The sequence below is a fragment of the Streptomyces sp. NBC_00513 genome, from assembly GCF_041431415.1.
GTDB lineage: Bacteria > Actinomycetota > Actinomycetes > Streptomycetales > Streptomycetaceae > Streptomyces.
In genome coordinates, this window is record NZ_CP107845.1 from 1,451,090 (window position 1) to 1,473,007 (window position 21,918).

The 21,918-nt window shown below is 71.6% G+C and carries 16 protein-coding genes; 11 read left to right on the plus strand and 5 right to left on the minus strand.

Annotated elements, in window-relative coordinates; all coding sequences use genetic code 11:
- The first annotated feature begins 100 nt into the window (after positions 1-100).
- The 5 genes from OHA84_RS06875 (at position 101) to OHA84_RS06895 (ending at position 5,110) form a co-directional block, all read left to right on the plus strand.
- Positions 101-1,042 (plus strand): ABC transporter permease, encoded by a 942-nt coding sequence (locus OHA84_RS06875; protein ID WP_266972626.1) that lies wholly within the window; start codon positions 101-103, stop codon positions 1,040-1,042.
- A complete protein-coding gene (locus OHA84_RS06880) occupies positions 958-1,704 on the plus strand; it encodes an ABC transporter ATP-binding protein (protein WP_266972624.1) in 747 nt (248 codons plus the stop codon). Before OHA84_RS06875 ends, OHA84_RS06880 begins: the two co-directional genes overlap by 85 nt.
- Positions 1,705-1,774: 70 nt before the next feature.
- Positions 1,775-2,818 carry an ABC transporter substrate-binding protein gene (locus OHA84_RS06885; protein ID WP_053683395.1) on the plus strand — a complete coding sequence of 348 codons (1,044 nt, stop codon included), beginning with the start codon at positions 1,775-1,777 and terminating at the stop codon, positions 2,816-2,818.
- The gene (locus OHA84_RS06890; protein WP_053683393.1) at positions 2,818-3,912 is read left to right on the plus strand and encodes an LLM class flavin-dependent oxidoreductase; all 1,095 of its coding nucleotides are present in this window, start codon (positions 2,818-2,820) and stop codon (positions 3,910-3,912) included. The genes OHA84_RS06885 and OHA84_RS06890 overlap by 1 nt, the downstream gene beginning before the upstream one ends.
- A 109-nt stretch (positions 3,913-4,021) precedes the next feature.
- On the plus strand, positions 4,022-5,110 hold the full coding sequence (locus OHA84_RS06895; protein ID WP_266972621.1) for an NAD(P)-binding domain-containing protein: 1,089 nt from the start codon (positions 4,022-4,024) through the stop codon (positions 5,108-5,110).
- A 46-nt stretch (positions 5,111-5,156) separates the two neighbouring features.
- On the opposite strand, the gene OHA84_RS06900 is transcribed toward OHA84_RS06895, so the two are convergent.
- The 3 genes from OHA84_RS06900 to OHA84_RS06910 all read right to left on the minus strand — a co-directional run bounded on the left by OHA84_RS06900 (position 5,157) and on the right by OHA84_RS06910 (position 8,575).
- Positions 5,157-5,507: a hypothetical protein gene (locus OHA84_RS06900; RefSeq protein WP_266972619.1), complete on the minus strand. Its 351-nt coding sequence runs from the start codon at positions 5,505-5,507 to the stop codon at positions 5,157-5,159.
- Between the two features lie 200 nt (positions 5,508-5,707).
- The gene (gene mltG / locus OHA84_RS06905; RefSeq protein WP_266972617.1) at positions 5,708-6,580 is read right to left on the minus strand and encodes an endolytic transglycosylase MltG; all 873 of its coding nucleotides are present in this window, start codon (positions 6,578-6,580) and stop codon (positions 5,708-5,710) included.
- 63 nt (positions 6,581-6,643) lie between these two features.
- Entirely contained in the window at positions 6,644-8,575 is a 1,932-nt protein-coding gene (locus OHA84_RS06910) for an ABC transporter ATP-binding protein (RefSeq protein WP_266972615.1), read from the minus strand.
- Between the two features lie 99 nt (positions 8,576-8,674).
- Between OHA84_RS06910 and OHA84_RS06915 the strand changes: the two genes are divergently transcribed.
- From OHA84_RS06915 to OHA84_RS06930, 4 genes are all read left to right on the plus strand, one after another.
- Positions 8,675-9,145 carry a MarR family winged helix-turn-helix transcriptional regulator gene (locus tag OHA84_RS06915; protein WP_053683381.1) on the plus strand — a complete coding sequence of 157 codons (471 nt, stop codon included), beginning with the start codon at positions 8,675-8,677 and terminating at the stop codon, positions 9,143-9,145.
- A gap of 29 nt (positions 9,146-9,174) precedes the next feature.
- Positions 9,175-12,111 carry an FAD-binding and (Fe-S)-binding domain-containing protein gene (locus OHA84_RS06920; protein WP_266972612.1) on the plus strand — a complete coding sequence of 979 codons (2,937 nt, stop codon included), beginning with the start codon at positions 9,175-9,177 and terminating at the stop codon, positions 12,109-12,111.
- Positions 12,112-12,259: 148 nt separating this feature from the next.
- Entirely contained in the window at positions 12,260-14,086 is a 1,827-nt protein-coding gene (locus tag OHA84_RS06925) for an ABC transporter ATP-binding protein (RefSeq protein ID WP_266972611.1), read from the plus strand.
- Positions 14,083-15,864 (plus strand): ABC transporter ATP-binding protein, encoded by a 1,782-nt coding sequence (locus OHA84_RS06930; RefSeq protein WP_053683375.1) that lies wholly within the window; start codon positions 14,083-14,085, stop codon positions 15,862-15,864. The genes OHA84_RS06925 and OHA84_RS06930 overlap by 4 nt, the downstream gene beginning before the upstream one ends.
- 108 nt (positions 15,865-15,972) lie before the next feature.
- Here the strand turns inward: OHA84_RS06930 and OHA84_RS06935 are convergent, their stop codons facing one another.
- Together OHA84_RS06935 and OHA84_RS06940 are read right to left on the minus strand one after the other, a co-directional pair.
- Complete coding sequence (locus OHA84_RS06935) at positions 15,973-17,259, minus strand: hypothetical protein (protein ID WP_266972610.1); 1,287 nt, start codon at positions 17,257-17,259, stop codon at positions 15,973-15,975.
- 204 nt (positions 17,260-17,463) lie between these two features.
- A complete protein-coding gene (locus tag OHA84_RS06940) occupies positions 17,464-18,255 on the minus strand; it encodes a metal-dependent hydrolase (protein WP_053683372.1) in 792 nt (263 codons plus the stop codon).
- Positions 18,256-18,400: 145 nt separating this feature from the next.
- Between OHA84_RS06940 and OHA84_RS06945 the strand changes: the two genes are divergently transcribed.
- Together OHA84_RS06945 and OHA84_RS06950 are read left to right on the plus strand one after the other, a co-directional pair.
- Complete coding sequence (locus OHA84_RS06945; protein WP_053683458.1) at positions 18,401-20,920, plus strand: RNA helicase; 2,520 nt, start codon at positions 18,401-18,403, stop codon at positions 20,918-20,920.
- A gap of 70 nt (positions 20,921-20,990) precedes the next feature.
- Positions 20,991-21,869: an acyl-CoA thioesterase II gene (locus tag OHA84_RS06950; RefSeq protein WP_266951741.1), complete on the plus strand. Its 879-nt coding sequence runs from the start codon at positions 20,991-20,993 to the stop codon at positions 21,867-21,869.
- The last annotated feature ends 49 nt before the right edge of the window (positions 21,870-21,918 follow it).

Genomic DNA, 21,918 nt, shown 5'->3' on the forward strand with positions numbered 1-21,918 from the left:
CCGGCGCAGTCCCGCCGCCCGGGTGACCCGCCCTGCCGCACCGGCTCGGGGGTCCGTGTCGACGCGCGCTCCCCCGCCTCTCCCCTTCCGTGGAGCCCCCATGAGCATCAGCCATGCGCCGCCGGACATATCGCGTGATTCCAGGAAAGATCAGCCGACGCGATCCGAGGGGCGGCCCTCCCCCGCCCTCGTGGCGGTCGTCCCCACGTCCGCGCGGCGCCGATCGGTGCCCCGCTGGCTGCGCCGGACCGTCGGCCCGCTGCTCCTGCTCGCCGCGTGGCAGCTCGCGAGCAGCCTCGGCGTACTGCCCGCGGACACCCTGGCTCCGCCATCCACCATCGCGGCCGCCGGATCGGACCTGATCGCGGACGGGACCCTGCCGACCGCGATGGGGGTGTCCCTCCAGCGGGTCGCGATCGGCCTGGTGATCGGCGGAACGATCGGCACCCTGCTCGCGCTGCTCTCCGGCCTCTCCCGCCTCGGTGAGGATCTGATCGACGCGAGCGTGCAGATGCTGCGTACGGTGCCCTGGGTCGGCCTCATCCCGCTGTTCATCATCTGGATGGGCATCGGGGAGGCCCCGAAGGTGGCGCTGATCGCCCTCGGCACGGCCTTCCACCTCTACCTGAACGTGTACGCCGGCATCCGCGGCGTGGACGAGCAACTCATCGAGGCGGGCGGGGCGCTCGGGCTCGGCCGCTGGGGGCTCGTACGACACGTGGTGCTGCCGGGGGCGCTGCCCGGCTTCATGACGGGGCTGCGGTACTCCCTCGCCACCGCCTGGCTGGCCCTGGTGTTCGGGGAGTCCATCAACGCCGACGCCGGCATCGGGTTCCTGATGAACCAGGCCCGCGAGTTCTTCCGCACGGACGTGATCGTCGTCTGCCTCGTCGTGTACGCCTTCCTCGGCCTCACCGCCGACCTCCTCGTCCGCGCTCTCGAAAGGCTGCTGCTGCAATGGCGACCGACCTTCACGGGCCAGCGACCACCACCGACACGCTCGACGCGACCGACACCGCGGCGGTCCGGGTCGAGGGCCTGACCCGCTCCTTCGACGGGCGGGCCGTCATCGGCGGCCTCGATCTGACCCTGCGCGCCGGGGAGTTCACCGTGCTCTTGGGCCGCAGCGGGTGCGGCAAGTCCACCCTGCTGCGCATCCTCGCCGGCCTGGACCGGGAGATCGAGGGTCGGGTCCTGGTCCCGCGGCGACGCGCCGTGGCCTTCCAGGCGCCCCGGCTGATGCCGTGGAAGCGGGTCTGGCGCAATGTCCTGCTCGGACTGCCCGGCCGCCCCGAACGGGCCCGAGCCGAGCGGGCGTTGGCCGAAGTCGGGCTGGAGCACCGTACCGACGCCTGGCCCAAGACCCTCTCGGGCGGCGAGGCCCAACGGGCCTCCCTCGCCAGGGCGTTGGTCCGCGAACCCGATCTGCTGCTGCTCGACGAGCCGTTCGGGGCCCTGGACGCACTGACACGCCTGAAGGCCCAGCAACTGGTCGCCGAGTTGTGGCAGCGGCGCGGCTGCGCCGTGCTGCTGGTCACCCACGACGTGGACGAGGCGGTACTGCTGGCCGACCGCGTCCTGGTGATGGACGAGGGCCGCATCGCCTACGACACCCAGGTGCCGCTCGACCGCCCGCGCGCGGTGGGCGACCCCGGTTTCGCGGAGTTGCGCGCACGCCTGCTCGCCGAACTCGGCGTCGTCTGACTCCCCCTCCGCACCGCTCCGCACGTCCACTCCCCCGCCCTCACGTACGAGAGATCGAAGAGAAGCAACCATGAGACGACGTCACTCCCTTCCCCTGCTGGCCTCGCTGATTCCGCTGTCGCTGGTCCTCTCCGCCTGCGGTGGCAGTTCCGCCGCCGACACGGGGGCGACGTCCGAGGACGGCCCCGGGAGCGGGGCCAAGGTCACGCTGAACGTCGGCGACCAGAAGGGCGGCTCGGAGTCGCTGCTGCGGGCCGCCGGCGAGTTGGAGAACCTCGACTACCAGATCAAGTGGTCCACCTTCACCTCCGGTCCGCCGCTGCTGGAGGCCGTCAACGCCAAGGCCGTGGACATCGGCGGCGTGGGCAACACGCCACCCGTCTTCGCCGCGGCGGCCAAGTCGAAGATCAGCGTGGTGGGCGCCACGCACGGCTCCTCCAAGGGTGAGGCGATCCTCGTTCCGAAGGACTCGTCCCTGCGCTCCCCCGCCGAACTACGGGGCAGGAAGATCGCGGTGGCGCAGGGCAGTTCGGCGCACTTCCAGTTGATCGCGAGCCTCCAACAGGCCGGACTGACCCCCTCCGACGTACGGATCACCCTGCTCCAGCCGGCCGACGCGCTCGCCGCCTTCAACAGCGGCAAAGTCGACGCCTGGGCGGTGTGGGACCCGTACACCTCCCAGGTTCTGCGCTCCGGTGCCCGCATCCTCACCAGCGGCGAGGGGATCGTCAACGGGCTCGGCTTCCAGGTCGCGGCGCCCGCCGCCCTCGCCGACGGGGCGAAGAGCAAGGCGGTGGCGGACTACCTCCAGCGGCTCCAGCGCGCCCAGGACTGGGTGTTCAAGCACCCGGAGGAGTGGGCGAAGGTCTGGTCGAAGGAGACCGGGCTGCCCTACGAGGTCGCCTTCGACGCCGTCAAGCGCAGCACCGGCACCCGGGTCACCGTCGCCGTCGACGACGCGGCGGTCGCGTCCGAGCAGAAGATCGCCGACACCTTCGCCGAACTGAAACTGATCCCCGGCAAGGTCGTCTTCAAGGACTTCGTGGACACCCGTTTCAACCGCGACCTGCCGCCCTCCACCACCCCCGCCCGCAGCTACGGGAAGGACTCCTGATGACCGTCCGGTTGCACTGGTTCCTGCCGACGGGCGGCGACGGCCGCACCCTGGTCGATCGGCACGCCTACGCACAGAACCGCGCCGCCGCCGGAGTGCGCGAGCCCGACATCGAGTACCTGGCGCAGATCGCCAAGGCCGCCGAACGCCTCGGCTTCGAAGCGGTCCTGACCCCGACCGGTACCTGGTGCGAGGACGCCTGGTTGACCACGGTGGCGCTCGCGCAGCACACCGAGCGACTGAAGTTCCTGGTGGCCTTCCGGCCCGGGGTGATCTCGCCGACGCTCGCCGCGCAGATGGCCGCGACCTACCAGCGGATCACCCGGGGTCGGCTGCTGCTCAACGTGGTGACGGGTGGGGACTCCGCGGAGCAGCGGCGCTTCGGTGACCACCTGGACCACGATCGGCGGTACGAGCGGACCGCCGAGTTCCTGTCGGTCGTCCGGGGGGTCTGGGGCGGGCAGCCGTACGACTTCCGGGGCGAGCACTACCGGATCGACGGCGGACTGACGGCGGTGCCGCCCGACCCGCTGCCGGAGATCTTCTTCGGCGGTTCCTCTGCGGCGGCCGGGCCGGTCGCCGCCGAGCACGCGGACGTGTACCTGACCTGGGGCGAGCCCCCACAACAGGTGAAGGAGAAGATCGACTGGATCCGCTCGCTGGCCGAGGAGCGGGGACGTACGGTCCGGTTCGGCATCCGGCTGCACACCATCTCCAGGGACTCCGCCAAGGAGGCCTGGGGTGCGGCGGACCGGTTGCTGGACGACCTGGACGACGCGTCCATAGCGACGGCGCAGTCACTGCTCGGCGCGAGCGAGTCGGTGGGCCAGCAGCGCATGCTCGCCCTGCACGGCGGCTCGCGCGACAAGCTGGAGATCGCGCCGAACCTGTGGGCGGGCGTGGGTCTGGTCCGGGGCGGCGCCGGTACCGCCCTGGTCGGCAGCCACGGCGACGTGGCGGACCGGATCGAGGAGTACCACGCGCTCGGGATCGAACACTTCGTCCTGTCGGGCTATCCCCACCTGGAGGAGGCGTACTGGTTCGGGGAGGGCGTGACCCCGGAACTCGCGGCCCGCGGGCTGCTCGCCCCCTGACCCGGCGCCGAGGGACGAGGACCCGGCGACCCACCCCGGCGCCGTACCCCGGTCGGCCCGTCCGCATCGGGTCGGGAAGATCCCCGGGCCCCCACGGGTTGGTGGAAGCGTGAACGAACTCAGGGAGCGGGAAGCGGCGGCGGTCGACGTGGTGGTCGTCGGCGCCGGGCAGGCGGGCCTGTCCGGCGCTCACCACCTGGCCCGGGCGGGCATCGACCACGTGGTCCTGGACCATGCGCCGCGGCCGGGGGGAGCCTGGCAGTTCCGCTGGCCGTCCCTCACCTACGGCAAGGTGCACGGCATGCACGCACTGCCCGGCATGGAGCTCACGGACGCGGACCCGCTGCGGCCGTCCTCCGAGGTCATCGGGGAGTACTTCGCCGCGTACGAGGAGCGCTTCGGGATACGCGTACGCCGGCCCGTGGACGTGACCGCCGTACGCGAGGGATCCGCCGGGCGACTGCTGGTGGAATCCGAGGCGGGCAGTTGGGCGCCCCGGGCCCTGATCAACGCCACCGGCACCTGGGACCGGCCGTTCTGGCCCCGCTACCCGGGCCAGGAAACCTTCCGGGGCCGTCAGCTGCACACCGCGAACTACCCGGGGCCGCGGGAGTTCGCGGGGGCCCGGGTCATCGTCGTGGGCGGTGGCACCTCGGCGGTACAACACCTCCTGGAGGTGTCCGAGGTGGCGGCGGAGACCACATGGGTGACCCGCCGGCCACCCGTGTTCCGCGACCGCGACTTCGGCGAGTCCGCCGGTCGGGCGGCGGTGGCGCTGGTGGAGGACCGGGTCAGGCGGGGCCTGCCGCCGCAGAGCGTGGTCAGCGTGACGGGCCTGGCACTGACCGACGCCGTCCGGGCGGGGCTCGACTCCGGGGTCCTGGACCGCCGCCCCATGTTCGACCTGATCACCCCGACCGGAGCGACGTGGGCGGACGGGCGACACGTGAACGCCGACGTGATCCTCTGGGCGACCGGCTTCCGGGCCGCCGTCGACCACCTGGCGCCCCTGCACCTGCGCGAGCCGGGTGGCGGGATCCGCGTCGAGGGCACCAGGGCGGTCCGTGACGAACGGATCCACCTCGTCGGCTACGGGCCGTCGGCGTCGACCATCGGGGCGAACCGGGCCGGCGGCGCGGCGGTCCGCGAGATCCGCCGCCTCCTCACCCGCGAAACCGCCGAAGCGGGCCGCGCCTGATCGGCCCTCGCCGGCCACCGTGCCCCTGTCAGCGGCGATGAACCGGTCAGCACCTCCGGTGCCACCACGCCAACTCCGGGTCGGTCGCGGACTCGTGGTGCGTGCGCACGACTAGCACCGCGTCCAAGTCGTCGACCCGCGACCGGAGTTCGCGGGCGGCCTTCGGCGGCAGCATGACCAGTGCCTCGTGCAGCGTGTCCCGGGCCCACCCCTCGCCACAGCACGGGCAAGTGAACTCGGCCTCCCACGGCCTCCACCGGCGTCCGGTGCCGAGGACGCGCACGGACCACACGCTCAGCGCGACTGCCACGATGCCCGGAGACAATCGATCCCGTTCGAGCACGCGAACGGCGGCGTTCGCCGCACCGGACAGGCCCGGGACATCGCGATACCGCACCCAGCGGCTCCCCCGGCCCCGTGCCCGCGGCCGAAGCGAAGCCGGTGATCTACGCGGCACAACCCCTTCGGATACACGTCATGGGAGGCATCCTCCCACGGCTCAAGAAGGCCCGGACAGCGCCCGGGGCCTGGCAGAGCCCCCTATTCCCCGCCGTCGGGAAGGACGTCCGGGCGCGGGATCGACGCGGCGTCCGGGGATCAGGGCTCCTCGCGGCCGGGAGGTCCTGCCTCGGCGCGGGTGGCCCCCGCCTGCGCGCGCAGCCGGTTGAAGTCCGCGACGTGCTTCTTGTGTTCCTCGTACGTCGCCGAGAAGCGCGTGTCCCCCGGCTTGACCGTGACGAAGAACAGCCAGTCCCCGGGAGTCGGGGCGACGGCCGCCGCCATCGCCTCCAGTCCGGGGCTGTCGATCGGCGTGGGCGGCAGGCCCTGACGTTCGTACGTGTTGAAGGGACTGTCGATCTTCGTCTCGCTCAGTTTGGTGTCCACCGTGTTGCGGTTCAGCGCGTAGTTGATGGTGGAGTCCATCTGGAGCGGCATCGACTTCGCCAACCGGTTGTGGACCACCCGTGCCACCTTGCCCATGTCCGCACGGGTGTCGGCCTCCGCCTCGATGATGCTGGCGAGGGTGGCCGTCTGGTACGGGGTCATTCCGTGGGCCTTGGCACCGTCCGCGACGGCCTTGGTGGCCAGCTTTCCGTTCGCCGTCCGCACCATGTACGCGAGCACCGACGCCGGGGTGGACTTCGAGGTCACCGGGTACGTCGCCGGGAAGAGATAGCCCTCCGGGTTGCCCTTGGCCTCCGGGGGGAGGGCCAGGCCGGCCGTCGCGACCGCCGACTTCGTGGATCCGGCGGGAAGTTTGAGCGCGCTGTCCACGGCGGCGTAGACCTGCGGGGCCCGCCGGCCTTCGGGAATCAGCAACTGGCGTGGTTTCTCCGGCACTTTCTCGCCCGGCAGCAGCGGAATCAGGACTGCGGCCCCGAGCCCGAGCAACGTGCCGAAGAGGAGCGCCAGCCTGCCCCGGCGGGTGAGCCGGGGGTGGCGCTGTGGCGGCAGATCTTCATGACGCATGCGGGCACGTTAACCCGCGAACTGCCGCATTTCCGTCATCTCACCCACCTTCCGGTCATATGGTCACACGTTTACCGGGGTCGGTACGGCGTCGCCGAACGTCTCACCCTTGGCCGCCTTGACCGTCTCACCCTTGACCGTGTCGTTCACGGCCTTCTCGTTCACGGCACCCTCCGGCAGCACGGCGGCGTCCCGGTCTCGCCGGACGAGCGCGGCGTACCGGCCGTCGGCCTTCAGGAGTTCCTCGTGCGTTCCCCGCTCGGCTATTCGACCGGCGTCCAGTACGACGATCTGGTCGGCGTCGCGAACGGTGGAGAGGCGATGGGCGATGGTGATGGTGGTGCGGCCCGCGGAGAGGTTGTCGATGGCCCGCTGCACCGCATGCTCCGTACGGGTGTCGAGCGCGCTGGTGGCCTCGTCGAGGATCAGCACCGGCGGGTCGCGCAGGATCGTGCGGGCGATGGCCAGGCGCTGCTTCTCGCCGCCCGAGAAGCGGTAGCCGCGTTCGCCGACGAGGGTGTCGTATCCGTCGGGCAGCGAATCGATGTGTTCGTGGATCTGGGCCGCGCGGGCCGCCTCGACGATCTCCTCGTCGGTGGCGTCGGGCTTGGCGAAGCGCAGGTTGTCGGCGACCGAGGCGTGGAAGAGGTAGGTCTCCTGGGAGACCACGCCTATGGACCGGGCCAGCGAGTCGAAGTCCAGGTCGCGCACGTCCACTCCGTCGAGGACCACCCGCCCGCCGGTCACGTCGTAGAGCCGGGGCACCAGATAGCTCAGGGTGCTCTTGCCGGAACCGGTCGGGCCGACCACCGCGAGGGAGCCGCCCGCCGGCACGGTGATGTCGATCGCCGACAGGGTGGGGCCGTTCTTGGTCTCGTACGCGAAGTGCACGTCCTCCAGCCGAACCTCGCCCTTGGCGCGCTCCAGCCGTACGGGGTCCGGGCGCTCGGTGATGTCCACCGGCAGGTCGAGGTACTCGAAGATCCGGGCGAACAGCGCGAGCGAGGTCTGGATCTGCACGCCGGTCGACAGGAGGCTCACGGCGGGCCGGAACAGGCCCTGCTGGAGGGTGACGAAGGCGACGAGGGTACCGACGGACAGCGAGGGGGAGCCGGTCTGCAGGGCGATGCCCGCCGCCCAGTAGATGAGCGCGGGCATGGCGGCCATGACGATGCCGATGGTGGACATCCGCCAGCGCCCGGCCATGCTGGAGCGCACTTCGAGGCCGACGAGCTTCTCGGACTCCTCCGAGAAGGAACGCGTCAACGAGTCGGCGCGCCCCATGGTCCGGCCGAGCAGGATGCCGCTGACCGAGAGCGACTCCGTGACCGTCGCCGCCATGGAGGCCATCTGCTTCTGCCGCTGCGTCGTGATCCGCTTGCGCTCGCGGCCCACCCGCCGACTGATCCACACGAAGACGGGGAGCAGCAGGAGCGAGACGAGCGTCAGGCGCCAGTCCAGCGCGAGCATGGCCACGACCGAGGCGATCACGGCCGTCAGGTTCGAGACGAGGGAGGTGGCGGTGGAGGTGACGGTGGCCTGCATGCCGCCGATGTCGTTGGCGATGCGGGACTGCACCTCGCCGGTGCGGGTGCGGGTGAAGAAGGCCAACGGCATCCGCTGGAGCTGGGCGTACACGGCGGTGCGCAGGTCGTGCATGACGCGCTGGCCGACGGTGGTGGATATGAGGGTCTGGAGCACGCCGAAGACGCTGGTGACGACCGCGGTGAGGATCATGCCGAGCGCCAGCAGGCTCAGCAGTCCGGTCCGCCCCTGGGGGATCGCGACGTCCAGGATCTCCCTCAGCAGGAACGGCGAGGCGACGCCGACGAGGGAGGAGGCGCCGACGAGCGCGCCGACGACGGCGAGCCGACCGCGGTAGGGCCGGAAGAGGGAAACGATGCGGCGCAGCTCACGAGGCTGGTCCGCCGGTGCGGGTCGGTTGGGGTCGAGGGCTTCTTTCGACGGGGACCACTCGGGCTCTTTGGGGCGCATGGGCCTCCTTCTGACGAGACTCGCATGAGCATAGCTCATTGTTACCTATACTCACAATGAATCTGGTCCCTATACTCTTGCCATTATGAGGACCGCAGCATGAGCACCGCTCCCGAAGCCGACAGCACGGACAGCACGGACGGGGTACTCGCCGAGCAACTGCTCCGCCTGACCCGCCGACTGCACCGCATCCAAAAGCGCCATCTCGAACCCCTCGGGATCACTCCCGCCCAGTCAAGGCTGCTGCGGCTGGTCTCGCATTACGACGGCGCGGAACCGCCCCGCATGGCGGATCTCGCGGCGCGCCTGGAGGTGGTTCCCCGTGCCGTCACCACGCTGGTCGACGGGCTGGAGGCGGCCGAGTGCGTACGTCGCGCGCCGGACCCGGCGAACCGTCGGGTGATCCGGATCGAGCTGACCGACGCCGGCCGCGCCACGCTGCGCCGGCTGCGCAACGCGCGAACCGACGCGGCAGAGGAGATCCTGGCTCCATTGACCGCCGAACAGCGCAGGGTGCTCGGTGGCCTGTTGAACGCTCTGGCGGACGCCCCGGCGGAGCCCACCTGCTGAGATCGCCGCCGAGTCGAGGGGTCGCCGCCATGCCGCTGCTGGAACCGAGGCCCGGCGCCCTGCGGCCGCGCGACGTCGGCGCCCCTTCGCCCGATCGGGTGTCGGATGAGCGGGCGGGCGGCACGCCGGAGGCGCTGCGCGCCGACCTGTCGGAGCTGCTCGGCGCCGAGAAGGTGCTGTGGAAGGTCTCCGACCTGGTCCGGTACGCCTCGGACGCGTCGCCGTACCGGTTCGTGCCCCGGGTCGTGGTGGTCGCCGAGGACATCGACGACGTCTCCGCCGTGCTCTCGTACGCTCACGGCAAGCAGCGCGAGGTGGTCTTCCGCGCCGCCGGGACCTCGCTCAACGGTCAGGCCCAGGGTGAGGACATCCTGGTCGACGTGCGCCGCCACTGGTCGGGCGTCGAGGTGCTCGACGGCGGTCTACGGGCACGGATCCGACCCGGCACCACCGTGCTGCGCGCCAATGCCGCACTCGCCCGCCACGGCCGGATCCTGGGCCCCGACCCGGCGAGCGCCATCGCGTGCACCCTGGGCGGGGTGGTGGCGAACAACGCGTCCGGCATGACGGCGGGAACCACGAGGAACTCGTACCGCACGCTGTCGTCCCTGACCCTGGTACTGCCCACCGGCACCGTCGTGGACACCGCCGACCCGCTCGCCGACGAGGAACTGGCGCGCGCCGAACCGAGCCTGTGCCGCGGGCTGATGGACATCAAGCGGGAGATCGAGGCGAACCCGGGACTGGCCGCCCGGATCCGCGCCAAGCACGAGATCAAGAACACCACCGGCTACCGGCTCGACGCCTACCTCGACGGCAACACCCCCGTCGAGATCCTGGGCGGCCTGATGGTGGGGTCCGAGGGCACCCTCGGCTTCATCTCGGAGGTCGTCTTCGACACGCTCCCCCTGGACCGCGAGCTGACGAGCGCCCTGCTGTTCTTCCCGTCCCTGCCCGCCGCGGCCGCCGCCGTGCCGCTCTTCAACGAGGCCGGGGCCATCGCCGTCGAGGTGATGGACGGCAACACCCTGCGGGCCTCGGTCAGTGTCGCGGGGGTGCCCGCGGACTGGGCCGACCTCCCGAGGGACACCACCGCGCTGCTGGTGGAGTTCCGCGCCCCGGACGAGGCGGGCCGGGCCGACTGCGAGCGGCGCGCGGCCGAAGTGCTCGCACGGTTGGAGCTGGTCGCCCCGGTCGCCTCGGTGACGAACGCCTTCACCCGTGACCCGGGCACCATCTCCGGGTACTGGAAGGCCCGCAAGGCCTTCGTCACCGCCGTCGGCGGAGCCCGCGCGCCCGGGACCACCCTGATCACCGAGGACTTCGCCGTCCCGCCGGGCCGGCTCGCCGAGGCCTGCGAGGACCTCCTCGCCCTCCAGGCCGAACACGGCTTCGACGCCGCCGTGGCCGGCCACGCCGCGCACGGCAACCTGCACTTCCTGCTCGCGTTCGACGCGGGCCTCCCGGCGGACGTGGCACGGTACGCGGCCTTCATGGACGCGTTCTGCCGGCTCACCGTGGAGCGCTTCGACGGCTCGCTGAAGGCCGAGCACTCCACCGGCCGCAACATGGCCCCCTTCCTGGAGCTGGAGTGGGGCCCCGAGGCCACCGAACTGATGTGGCGCACCAAGCGGATCATCGACCCCGACCTGGTGCTGGCCCCGCGCGTCCTCCTCGACCGTGACCCCCGGGCCCACCTGCGCGGGCTGAAGACCATTCCGCGGGTGGAGGCGGTCGCCGACCCGTGCATCGAGTGCGGCTTCTGCGAACCGACCTGTCCCAGCGAGGACGTCACGACCACGCCGCGGCAACGGATCGTGCTGCGCCGCGAGATGATGCGCCAGCCTCCCGGCTCCCCCGTCCTCGAAGGGCTGCTCGACGCCTACGGCTACGACGCCGTCGACACCTGCGCGGGTGATTCCACCTGCAAGCTCGCCTGCCCCGTCGGCATCGACACCGGCGCCCTGATGAAGGACTTCCGCCACCGACGGCACGGTCCGCGCGAGGAGCGGGTCGCCGAGTTGGCCGCCCGGCACTTCCGCACGGTCGAGTCGGCCGCCCGGCTGGCCGTGGCCGCCGCCGACACGGTCTCGCAGCGGGGCGGCGCCCGGTTCCTGCGGGCCGTGACGGGCGTCGCGCGCAAGGCCGTGAGCCCCGATCTGGTGCCGCAGTGGCTGCCGCGGATCCCCGGCGCCGCGGCCCGCGTGCTGCCCGACACCCGGCGGGTGGGGGCCGTCGCGGTGTACTACCCGGCCTGCGTCAACCGGATCTTCGGCGGCCCCGAGGGCGAGCCCGGACCCTCCCTGCCGGAGGCCGTGGTGGCCCTCTCGGAGCGGGCCGGACTGCCGGTGTGGATCCCCCGCGACGTGTACGGCACCTGCTGCGCGACGATCTGGCACTCCAAGGGCCACGACGCCGGCAGCCGGGTGATGGCCAACCGGATGGTGGAGTCCGCCTGGGGCTGGACCGCGGGCGGACGGCTGCCGCTGGTGGTCGACGCCTCCTCCTGCACCCTGGGCATCGCGCACGAGGTGGTCCCCTACCTGACGGACGACAACCGGGCCCTGCACGCGGAGCTGCGTGTCGTCGACTCCGTCGTCTGGGCGGCCGAGGAACTGCTGCCGCGACTGGAGATCCGGCGCACCATCGGCTCGGCGGTGTTGCATCCGACCTGCTCCATGGAGCATCTGGGTGACACGGGCGCGCTCAGGGCGGTCGCCGAGGCGTGCGCCGAGGAGGTGGTGGTCCCGGACGACGCGGGCTGCTGCGCCTTCGCGGGCGACCGGGGCATGCTGCACCCGGAGCTGACCGCGTCGGCCACGGCCCGCGAGGCGGCGGAGGTGACGGCGCGCGCCTTCGACGCCCACCTGTCGGCGAACCGGATGTGCGAGGTGGGGATGGATCAGGCCACCGGCCGCTCCTATCACTCGGCCCTGCTCGAACTGGAGCGCGCCACGCGCCCCTGATCCCCACCCGCGACCAGGCCTGACTCCCCGCGCCGGGTCCGCGGAGCGCGGCGCCGCGCTCCGTCGGCGACGGAAAATGGATTGCCCCGGGGCAGTCCGGAAGACGAACCTTGTGTGGTTTGAACCACTCGACCAGTCATGGGGCGTCATGCAGATCAGCGATCTTCCGTATCCGGACCCAGGGGTACCCGACGCTCGCTCCGGCCCTCGCTTCCTCGTGTGGCTGGGGCGCAACCAACTCGGCGGACAGGCCAAAAGCCTGTGCTGGGGGCTGTTGCACCACATCGGCATCGCCGGGCTGCCCTTCGCGGTGGGATTCGGCGTCGAGGCGGTCGTGGACCGCGACGGCCGACGACTGCTGCTCGTCGGGGCGTTGATCGCGGTGCTCGGCGTCGCGATCTCGCTCGGCGACGCCATGCTGCACCGGACGGCCGTCACCAACTGGATCACCGCTGCCGCCCGCGTGCAGCAGCTCCTCGCGCGCAAGACCGCGGAGTTGGGCTCCGCCCTGACCCGGCGGGTGGCGGCCGGCGAGGTCGTCGCGGTGTCCACCGGCGACGTGGAGAAGATCGGTTGGTTCGTCGAGGCGGTCTCGCGCTTCCTCGCGGCGGCCGTGGCGATCGTGCTCGTCTGCGTCGGCCTGGTCTGGTACGCGCCGTCCCTCGGCGTGGTCGTGGCCGTGGGCATGCCGCTGCTGGCGCTCTCCTCCCTTCCGCTGCTCCCCCGGGCCACCCGGCGCGCCGACATCCAGCGCGAGAAGGCGGGCAAGGCGACCGAGCTGGCCTCCGACACCGTGGCGGGCCTGCGGGTCCTGCGCGGGATCGGCGGCGAGGAGCTCTTCCTCGGCCGCTACCGCGCCGCCTCCCAGGAGGTGCGGGAGGCCGCCGTGCGCAGTGCCCGGATGTGGGCGGTGATCTCGTCGATCCAGGTGTTCCTGCCGGGCCTGCTGATGATCATCGTGGTCTGGTACGGCTCCTCGCTGGTCCTGGACGGTCGGCTCGACGTCGGCGAACTCGTCGCGGTCTTCAGCGCGGTGTCCCTGCTCCTCTACCCCCTGCGGAGCGTGGAGGAGATCGCCATGGCGTACTCGTTCTCGCGTCCCTCCGCCAAGCGGGCGGCCCGGGTGCTGAAGCTGACCCGGACCGACGCGGACGAGCCCGAGGCGCGGACCGCCCCCGAGGCCCCGGCCCCGGGCGGGGAGCTGTACGACCCGGAGACGGGGCTGTTGGTCCCGGCCGGGCAGTTCACCGCCGTCGTGTGCGGCGATCCGGACCTCGCGGGTCGGCTCGCGGAACGGCTCGGCGGCCATCCTATGGACGCCGCCGCCGAGGGGCCGCCGGTGCTGTTGGGCGGGGTCGCGTTGGACGAACTCGCGCTGGACACCGCCCGCACGCTGGTCCTCGTACAGGACAAGGATCCGGTGCTGCTGTCCGGGACCCTGCGCGAGCTGTTCGACGTACCGGCGTCCGGAGCGGTGACGCCCTCGGCCGCGCTGGCCGCCGCCCAGTGCGCCGACGTGTTGGACGCGCTGCTCCAGTCGGCGCCCGACGGGGTCGAGGACGCCATGGACGCGCGGATCACCGAGCGCGGCCGTTCGCTGTCCGGAGGTCAGCGTCAGCGGCTGGCCCTGGCCCGGTCCCTGGTCACCGACCCGGAGGTGCTGGTGTTGGACGAGCCGACCTCGGCGGTCGACTCGCACACCGAGGCACGGATCGCGGACGGCATCGCGGCCCTGCGCGCGGGGCGCACCACGGTGGTCCTGGCCTCCTCTCCCCTGCTGCTGGACCGCGCCGACCGGGTGGTGCTCGTGCACGAGGGCACGGCCCTGCCGGCCGGCACGCACCGCGAACTGCTGCACGGAGAACCGCGCTACCGGGCCGTCGTCACCCGCGAGACCGAAGAGGAACAGCGGGCGGCGGGCCTGGAACTGGCGCGCGTCGCAGAATCACTCACAGAGATCGAGGAGTCCGCATGATCGGCGTGGCGCCGCCGGACTACGATCCGGCAGCCCCCGAAACGGCCGCGACCCTGCCCGTGGGCACGTCCGCGACCGTTCGGGACTATGTGCGCGGCCTGTTCCGGCGCCACCGACGGGCCTTCGTGGTCCTGGTGACGGTCAACGCGGTCGCGGTGATCGCGTCCATGGTCGGCCCGTACCTGCTGGGCCGGGTCGTGGACGATCTCGCGGCCGGGGTCCGCGAGCTGCGTCTGGGAACCGTGGCCCTGCTGTTCGCGGGGGCGCTCGTCGTACAGACCCTCTTCGTGCGGCAGGTCCGGCTGCGCGGGGCGATGCTCGGCGAGGAGATGCTGGCCGACCTGCGCGAGGACTTCCTGGTGCGCTCCGTCGGTCTGCCGCCGGGCGTGCTGGAGCGGGCCGGTACCGGTGACCTGCTGTCGCGGATCACCACCGACATCGACCGCCTCGGCAACGCGATGCGCGAGGCCGTGCCCCAGCTGGCCATCGGCGTGGTGTGGGCGGGGCTGCTCTTCGGGGCGTTGGCCGTGACCGCTCCGCCGCTGGCGTTGGCGGCGTTGGTGGCCCTGCCGATCCTGGTGATCGGCTGCCGCTGGTACTTCCGCCGGGCACCTTCGGCGTACCGGTCGGAGTCGGCCGGGTACGCGGCGGTCGCGGCGGCGCTCACCGAGACCGTCGACGCGGGCCGGACCATCGAGGCGCACCGTCTCGGGAAGCGTCGAATCACGATGTCGGACCGCCGGATCAAGGAGTGGACGGCGTGGGAGCGGTACACGCTGTTCCTGCGGACGGTCCTCTTCCCCGTCATCAACGTGACCTACGTGACGATCCTCGGGTCCGTGCTGATGATCGGCGGCTACTGCGTCCTGCGGGGCTGGATGTCGGTCGGGCAGCTGACGACGGGCGCGTTGCTGGCCCAGATGATGGTCGATCCGATCGGCCTGATCCTGCGCTGGTACGACGAGTTGCAGGTGGCGCAGGTGTCGCTGGCCCGGCTGGTGGGCGTGCGCGAGATCGAGCCGGACGCCGGTGACTCGGCGGTGTCCCCGGAAGGCCGGGCCGTCCGGGCGGACGAGGTCCACTTCGGCTACCGCGAGGGCGTGGACGTCCTGCACCGGGTGTCGATGGCCGTGCCGCCGGGCACCCGCATGGCGCTGGTCGGCCCCTCGGGCGCCGGCAAGTCCACCCTGGGCCGGCTGCTCGCGGGCATCTACGCACCACGGACGGGGGAGGTCACCCTCGGTGGGGCACGGCTGTCGCGGATGCCGGCCGAGCGGGTGCGCGAGCACGTGGCGCTGGTCAACCAGGAACACCACGTGTTCGTGGGCTCGCTGCGGGACAACCTGCGACTGGCACGGACGGGCGCGGACGACGCGGAACTCTGGGCGGCGCTGGGCGCGGTGGACGCGGACGGCTGGGCCCGGGCCATGGAGTCCGGACTGGACACCGAGGTGGGTTCCGGCGCGACGGCGCTGACGCCCGCGCAGGCGCAGCAGATCGCGCTGGCCCGGCTGGTGTTGGCGGACCCGCACACCCTGGTGCTGGACGAGGCGACCTCACTGCTGGACCCGCGTGCCGCCCGGCATCTGGAGCGTTCGCTGGCCCGGGTGCTGGACGGCCGTACGGTCATCGCGATCGCCCACCGGCTGCACACCGCGCACGACGCGGATGTGATCGCGGTGGTCGAGGAGGGCCGGATCAGCGAGCTCGGTTCGCACGACGAGCTGGTCGCGGCCGGCGGCGCGTACGCCGCGCTGTGGCGCTCCTGGCACGGCTGACCGTGCGTACGCCGTGGCTCCGCAGTGGAACCACGGCGTACGTCGTGTGAGCCGGTCGATCGCCCTCGGGGCCGGCCGGTTCGAGCCGTGAGGGCGGCGGGTCGGGCGCTACCGCGCCGGCCCGGGGCTCGGCGCTGGCGCGCGTGTCGGTGTTGCGTGTGTCGGTGCTGGTGTCGGTGTTGCGTGTGTCGGTGTCGGCGTGGGCGCCGGTGCGTGGGCCTGCTGCGACGCGCAGGTCCAGACGACGGGGCGCATCACGTCCTTGGCGTCGACGGCGTACCCGCCGACCCGGTCGTCGTCGGAGACGGTGAAGGCTCCGCTGTGGCCCGTCGCGGCGAGACGGGGCAGGGCGAGGGTGGGGCCGGTCCCCTTCCACAGGGTGGCCTGGTACGGCGGAGCGGTCTCCGGCGGGAAGGGGCCGACCATCGTCGAGTCCGAGGCGGTGCCGACGCTGACGCCGGTGGTCGGACTGACGTCCTCGAAGGTGCCCTGGGTGCGCTCACCGAGGTTCGCGACCGTGATCACCTCCGTGTAGGGCGGCTTCCAGACCACGCCGTTGGAGGTGATGAGGCGAGAGAACTCGTAGATGCCGGAGATCCGGCCCTTCTCGTCGATGTCCTGCGGCAGGTAGGTGCTGTAGGTGTCGCCCGGGTGGAACGGCTGGAGCTCCTGCGCGGGTGCGGCCTTGTCGGCCGCCCACACGAGTCCGGTCTCGTACCAGTACTCCGCGTCCATCACCCCGGTGCCCCGTCCCACGATCCGGCCGGCGTCGTTGATGCCCGTGATCTCGGCCAGACCGGTGATTTGCGGGGGCAGGGCCAGCTCGCGGCGGACGGCGGTGCCCACCCACTCCACTCCCACCACGTGCCAGGGGTCGCTGTGCCGCTCGCCGACGACGTGTCCCTTGTCGTTGATGTCGCTCGCCCGCTCTCCGCCGGGCAGGATGGCGACCGCCTTCGCTCCGGACGCGTACCGGAAGGCGACCGGGGGCTTGTCCGTGCCGCGAAGCCACCCGACCATCACGCCGAACCGGTTGACTGCCTCCACCGCGCCCGACGTGTACCCGGCGGGCAGTGGCACCCGGTGGACGGAGGTGCCGAGCCAGTAGACGGGCCGGTTCTGCGAGCGGCCGACGGACATCCCGAGGGGGCCGAGTCCCTTGACCTCGGTGGTGGCCGACCAGGGGAACGGTGACTCTCCCGGACCCGGCAGCGACTCCAGCACCCGGATGCCCGGCGTGCAGCGTCGCGCCGCGTCGGCCCGCTCCCCGGTCGCCGCGTGGGCCGGCACGGCCACGCCGGTCAGCGCCAGCGTGGCGAGAACCGTGCCCGCCATCAACGCCGACCTGGTACCCGTCCCGTACCCGTTCCTGTCGCCGTTCCTGTCGCGCTTCATCTCGTCCCCCGGATTCCGCTGCTCGCTCCGCTTCGGCACGACGGATCGCCGTGCCCGGCCCATGTGCCCCACGGTCTTGGTGTGAGCGGACGTGCCCGACGGCTCGTCGGATCACATGATTGTCCGTACGGGGACGGGCTGAACAGAGCGATTCAGGGCGCCTGACGCTTCGCTTCGGGCCGGTGTCGAGGGGGGACGCGGAGGTCAGATGAAGCCCAGCGCGGCCGCTCCGCCCACTCCGCCGAGCAGCATGAACACGGGCATCAGCACCTTCAGCTCCACCCAGCTGCCGGCACGGAACCGCATCATCTTCGGCGGGCCGATCGGGTACCAACGCTTGCCGGCGATCGGGAGCGGCCACAGGATCGGGCAGCCGGAGACGGTCAGCGCGTCCCCGATGTCGTGGACCAGGGCCCCGAGCAGGATCGGCAGGCCGAGCCAGAGGTACTCCTGGCCGGGTTCGGTGAACAGCCAGCCGGCGCCGTTGCCCGGCTGGTCGAGTACGCCGGCCAGGATCCAGGCGCTGGTGGCGCCCAGGAGCCACACGAGGACATCGCTGGACATCCGGGCCGCGCGCCACAGCAGGCCCTCGACGGCCAGCACCAGGTGGACGAAGAGCAGCGCGAGGACGCCCCAGCGATCGGCGGTCACGGCGAGGACGGACGAGCCGCCGCCGATCAGGACCGCCCAGAGCCAGGTGTGGGTCAGCGTCCGGTGGCCGCCGGTGCGCCGGGCGTCGCGCGGGGCCCGGGTGGCCTTGTAGACGGCGTACGAGATCTTGTCGACCACCTCGCACAGGCCCTTGGAGAGGGGCCCGAAGGCGCGCGAGATCGTCGCCGACTTGTGGTCGAGGTCGGGCGCGAGCGCCGCTCCGGCGCAGATGAGCGCGCCGACGACGAGGACGGGCCAGGGCATCGGGTACCCGGCCGCCGCAGCCGCCGCACCGACCCCCAGCCAGGCCGCCGCGCCGGACAGTGAGTGCGCCGGACCCATCATGGTGTTTCCCCGCCCCGGTTCTGTGATGGTCAGAGCCCGTCGACGGTTTCGTCCGGGCCGTGTGGACGGCACAGCGTACCGTCGATGATCTTCTTTCCTCCCGCCGGTTGCCTCATCCGGTCCGAAGCCAGGCAAGATGGGGGGTGTGACCCTCATTGATCAGCTCCCGCCGAACGCCGACCCCGATGCCCTCTTCGAGGCCTTCTCCTCGTGGGCGGAGGGCCAGGGCATCACCCTGTACCCGGCGCAGGAGGAGGCACTGATCGAGGTCGTCTCCGGGGCGAACGTGGTCCTCTCCACCCCGACCGGCTCCGGCAAGAGCCTGGTGGCGGCCGGCGCGCACTTCACCGCGCTGGCCCAGGACAAGGTCACCTTCTACACCGCGCCGATCAAGGCCCTCGTGTCGGAGAAGTTCTTCGACCTGTGCAAGCTCTTCGGCACCGAGAACGTCGGCATGCTGACGGGTGACGCCTCCGTGAACTCGGACGCCCCGGTCATCTGCTGCACCGCCGAGGTGCTGGCGTCCATCGCGCTGCGCGACGGCAAGTACGCCGACATCGGCCAGGTCGTCATGGACGAGTTCCACTTCTACGCCGAGCCGGACCGGGGCTGGGCCTGGCAGATCCCGCTGCTGGAGCTTCCGCAGGCACAGTTCGTCCTGATGTCGGCGACCCTCGGCGACATGAAGCGGTTCGAGGAGGACCTGACCCGGCGCACCGGCCGTCCCACCTCGGTGGTCCGCTCCGCGACCCGGCCCGTCCCGCTGTCGTACGAGTACGTCACCACGCCGATCACCGAGACCATCACCGAGCTGCTGGAGACCCGGCAGGCACCGGTGTACATCGTGCACTTCACCCAGGCCCAGGCGGTCGAGCGGGCGCAGTCCCTGATGAGCATCAACATGTGCACCCGCGAGGAGAAGGACAAGATCGCGGAGCTGATCGGCAACTTCCGTTTCACCACCAAGTTCGGCCAGAACCTCTCCCGCTACGTCCGCCACGGCATCGGCGTCCACCACGCGGGCATGCTGCCCAAGTACCGGCGCCTGGTGGAGAAGCTGGCGCAGGCGGGCCTGCTGAAGGTCATCTGCGGTACCGACACCCTCGGGGTCGGCGTCAACGTGCCCATCCGCACCGTGCTGTTCACCGCGCTCACCAAGTACGACGGCACCCGGGTCAGGACGCTGCGCGCCCGCGAGTTCCACCAGATCGCCGGCCGCGCCGGTCGGGCCGGCTTCGACACGGCGGGCTATGTGGTGGCGCAGGCGCCCGAGCACGTCATCGAGAACGAGAAGGCCCTCGCGAAGGCGGGCGACGACCCGAAGAAGCGCCGCAAGGTGGTCCGCAAGAAGGCCCCCGAGGGCTTCGTGGCCTGGTCGGACACCACGTTCGAGAAGTTGATCGCCGCCGACCCGGAGGCGCTGACCTCGCGCTTCAAGGTCACCAACATCATGCTGTTGTCGGTCATCGCCCGCCCCGGCGACGCGTTCAAGGCCATGCGGCACCTGCTGGAGGACAACCACGAGCCGCGCAAGGCGCAGCTGAGGCACATCCGCCGGGCCATCGCGATCTACCGTTCGCTGCTGGACGGCGGTGTCGTGGAGAAGCTCGACACCCCGGACGCCGAGGGCCGTACCATCCGGCTGACCGTCGATCTCCAGCAGGACTTCGCGCTGAACCAGCCGCTGTCCACCTTCGCGCTGGCCTCCTTCGACCTGCTGGACCCGGAGTCCCCTTCCTACGCGCTGGACATGGTCTCGGTCGTCGAGTCCACGCTGGACGACCCGCGCCAGATCCTGGCCGCCCAGCAGAACAAGGAACGCGGCATGGCCGTGGGCGCGATGAAGGCCGACGGGATCGAGTACGAGGAGCGGATGGAACGGCTCCAGGACGTCACCTATCCCAAGCCCCTCGAAGAGCTCCTCCTGCACGCCTACGACGTGTACAGCAAGAGCCACCCGTGGGTACGCGACCACCCCGTCTCGCCGAAGTCGATCATCCGTGACATGTACGAGCGGGCGATGACCTTCACGGAGTTCACCTCCTACTACGAGCTGGCCCGTACCGAGGGCATCGTCCTGCGCTACCTGGCGAGCGCGTACAAGGCCCTGGACCACACCATCCCGGACGACCTCAAGTCCGAGGACCTCCAGGACCTCATCGCCTGGCTGGGCGAGCTGGTCCGCCAGGTCGACTCCAGTCTGCTCGACGAGTGGGAGCAGTTGGCGAACCCCGAGGTGGAGACGGCGGAGCAGGCCCAGGAGAAGGCCGACCAGGTCAAGCCGGTCACCGCGAACGCCCGCGCCTTCCGTGTCCTGGTCCGCAACGCCATGTTCCGTCGCGTCGAGCTGGCCGCCCTGGACCACGTCAACGTGCTCGGCGAGCTGGACGGGGAGTCCGGCTGGGACGCCGATGCCTGGGGCGAGGCCCTGGACGGCTACTGGGACGAGTACGACGACCTGGGCACCGGCCCCGACGCGCGCGGCCCGAAGCTGCTGCAGATCGAGGAGGACGCGGAGCACGGCCTGTGGCGCGTCCGCCAGGCCTTCGCCGACCCCGCCGGTGACCATGGTTGGGGCATCAGCGCCGAGGTCGACCTCGCGGCCTCCGACGAGGAGGGCCGGGCGGTCATCCGGGTCACCGCGGTCGGTGAGCTCGGCCTCTGATCCGTCCCCGCAGGCCGCCGGCGTCGCCGGGCCCGCCGATTCCGCCGGACACGACAGTGGAGAACCCCTGATGACGAACCCCGCCGAGAGACTGGTCGATCTGCTCGATCTGGAGCAGATCGAGGTCAACATCTTCCGGGGCGCGAGCCCCCAGGAATCCCTCCAGCGCGTCTTCGGCGGGCAGGTCGCCGGCCAGGCACTGGTGGCCGCGGGCCGCACGACCGAGACGGACCGCCCGGTCCACTCGCTGCACGCGTACTTCCTGCGCCCCGGCATCCCCGGGGTGCCCATCGTGTACCAGGTGGAACGGGTGCGTGACGGGCGTTCCTTCACGACGCGTCGTGTCACCGCGGTCCAGCAGGGCAAGACCATCTTCAATCTGACCGCCTCCTTCCATCATCCGGAGGAGGGCAGCATCGAGCACCAGCTGCCCCCTCGCCTCGACTTCCCGCACCCGGACACGCTTCCGACGGTCGCGGAGGAGATCCGCGAGCATCTGGGGGCCCTGCCCGAGGCCCTGGAGCGGATGGCCCGCCGCCAGCCTTTCGACATCCGCTACGTGGACCGGCTCCGCTGGACTCCCGAGGAGCTGAAGGACGCCGACCCGCGCAGCGCGGTGTGGATGCGGGCGGTCGGCCCGCTCGGCGACGATCCGCTCGTGCACACCTGCGCCCTCACCTACGCCAGTGACATGACCCTCCTCGATGCCGTGCGCATCCCGGTGGAGCCCCTGTGGGGCATGCGCGGCTTCGACATGGCCTCGCTGGACCACGCCATGTGGTTCCACCGGCCGTTCCGGGCCGACGAGTGGTTCCTGTACGACCAGGAGTCCCCCATCGCGCACGGCGGTCGGGGCCTGGCTCGCGGTCGTATCTACGACCTGGAGGGCAGGCTGCTGGTCTCCGTGGTCCAGGAAGGCCTCTTCCGCCCGTACGCCCCCAAGAAGTAGCAGTAGCCCGACCCGTCCACGCGGTCGCCCGACCCGTCCACGAAGTCGT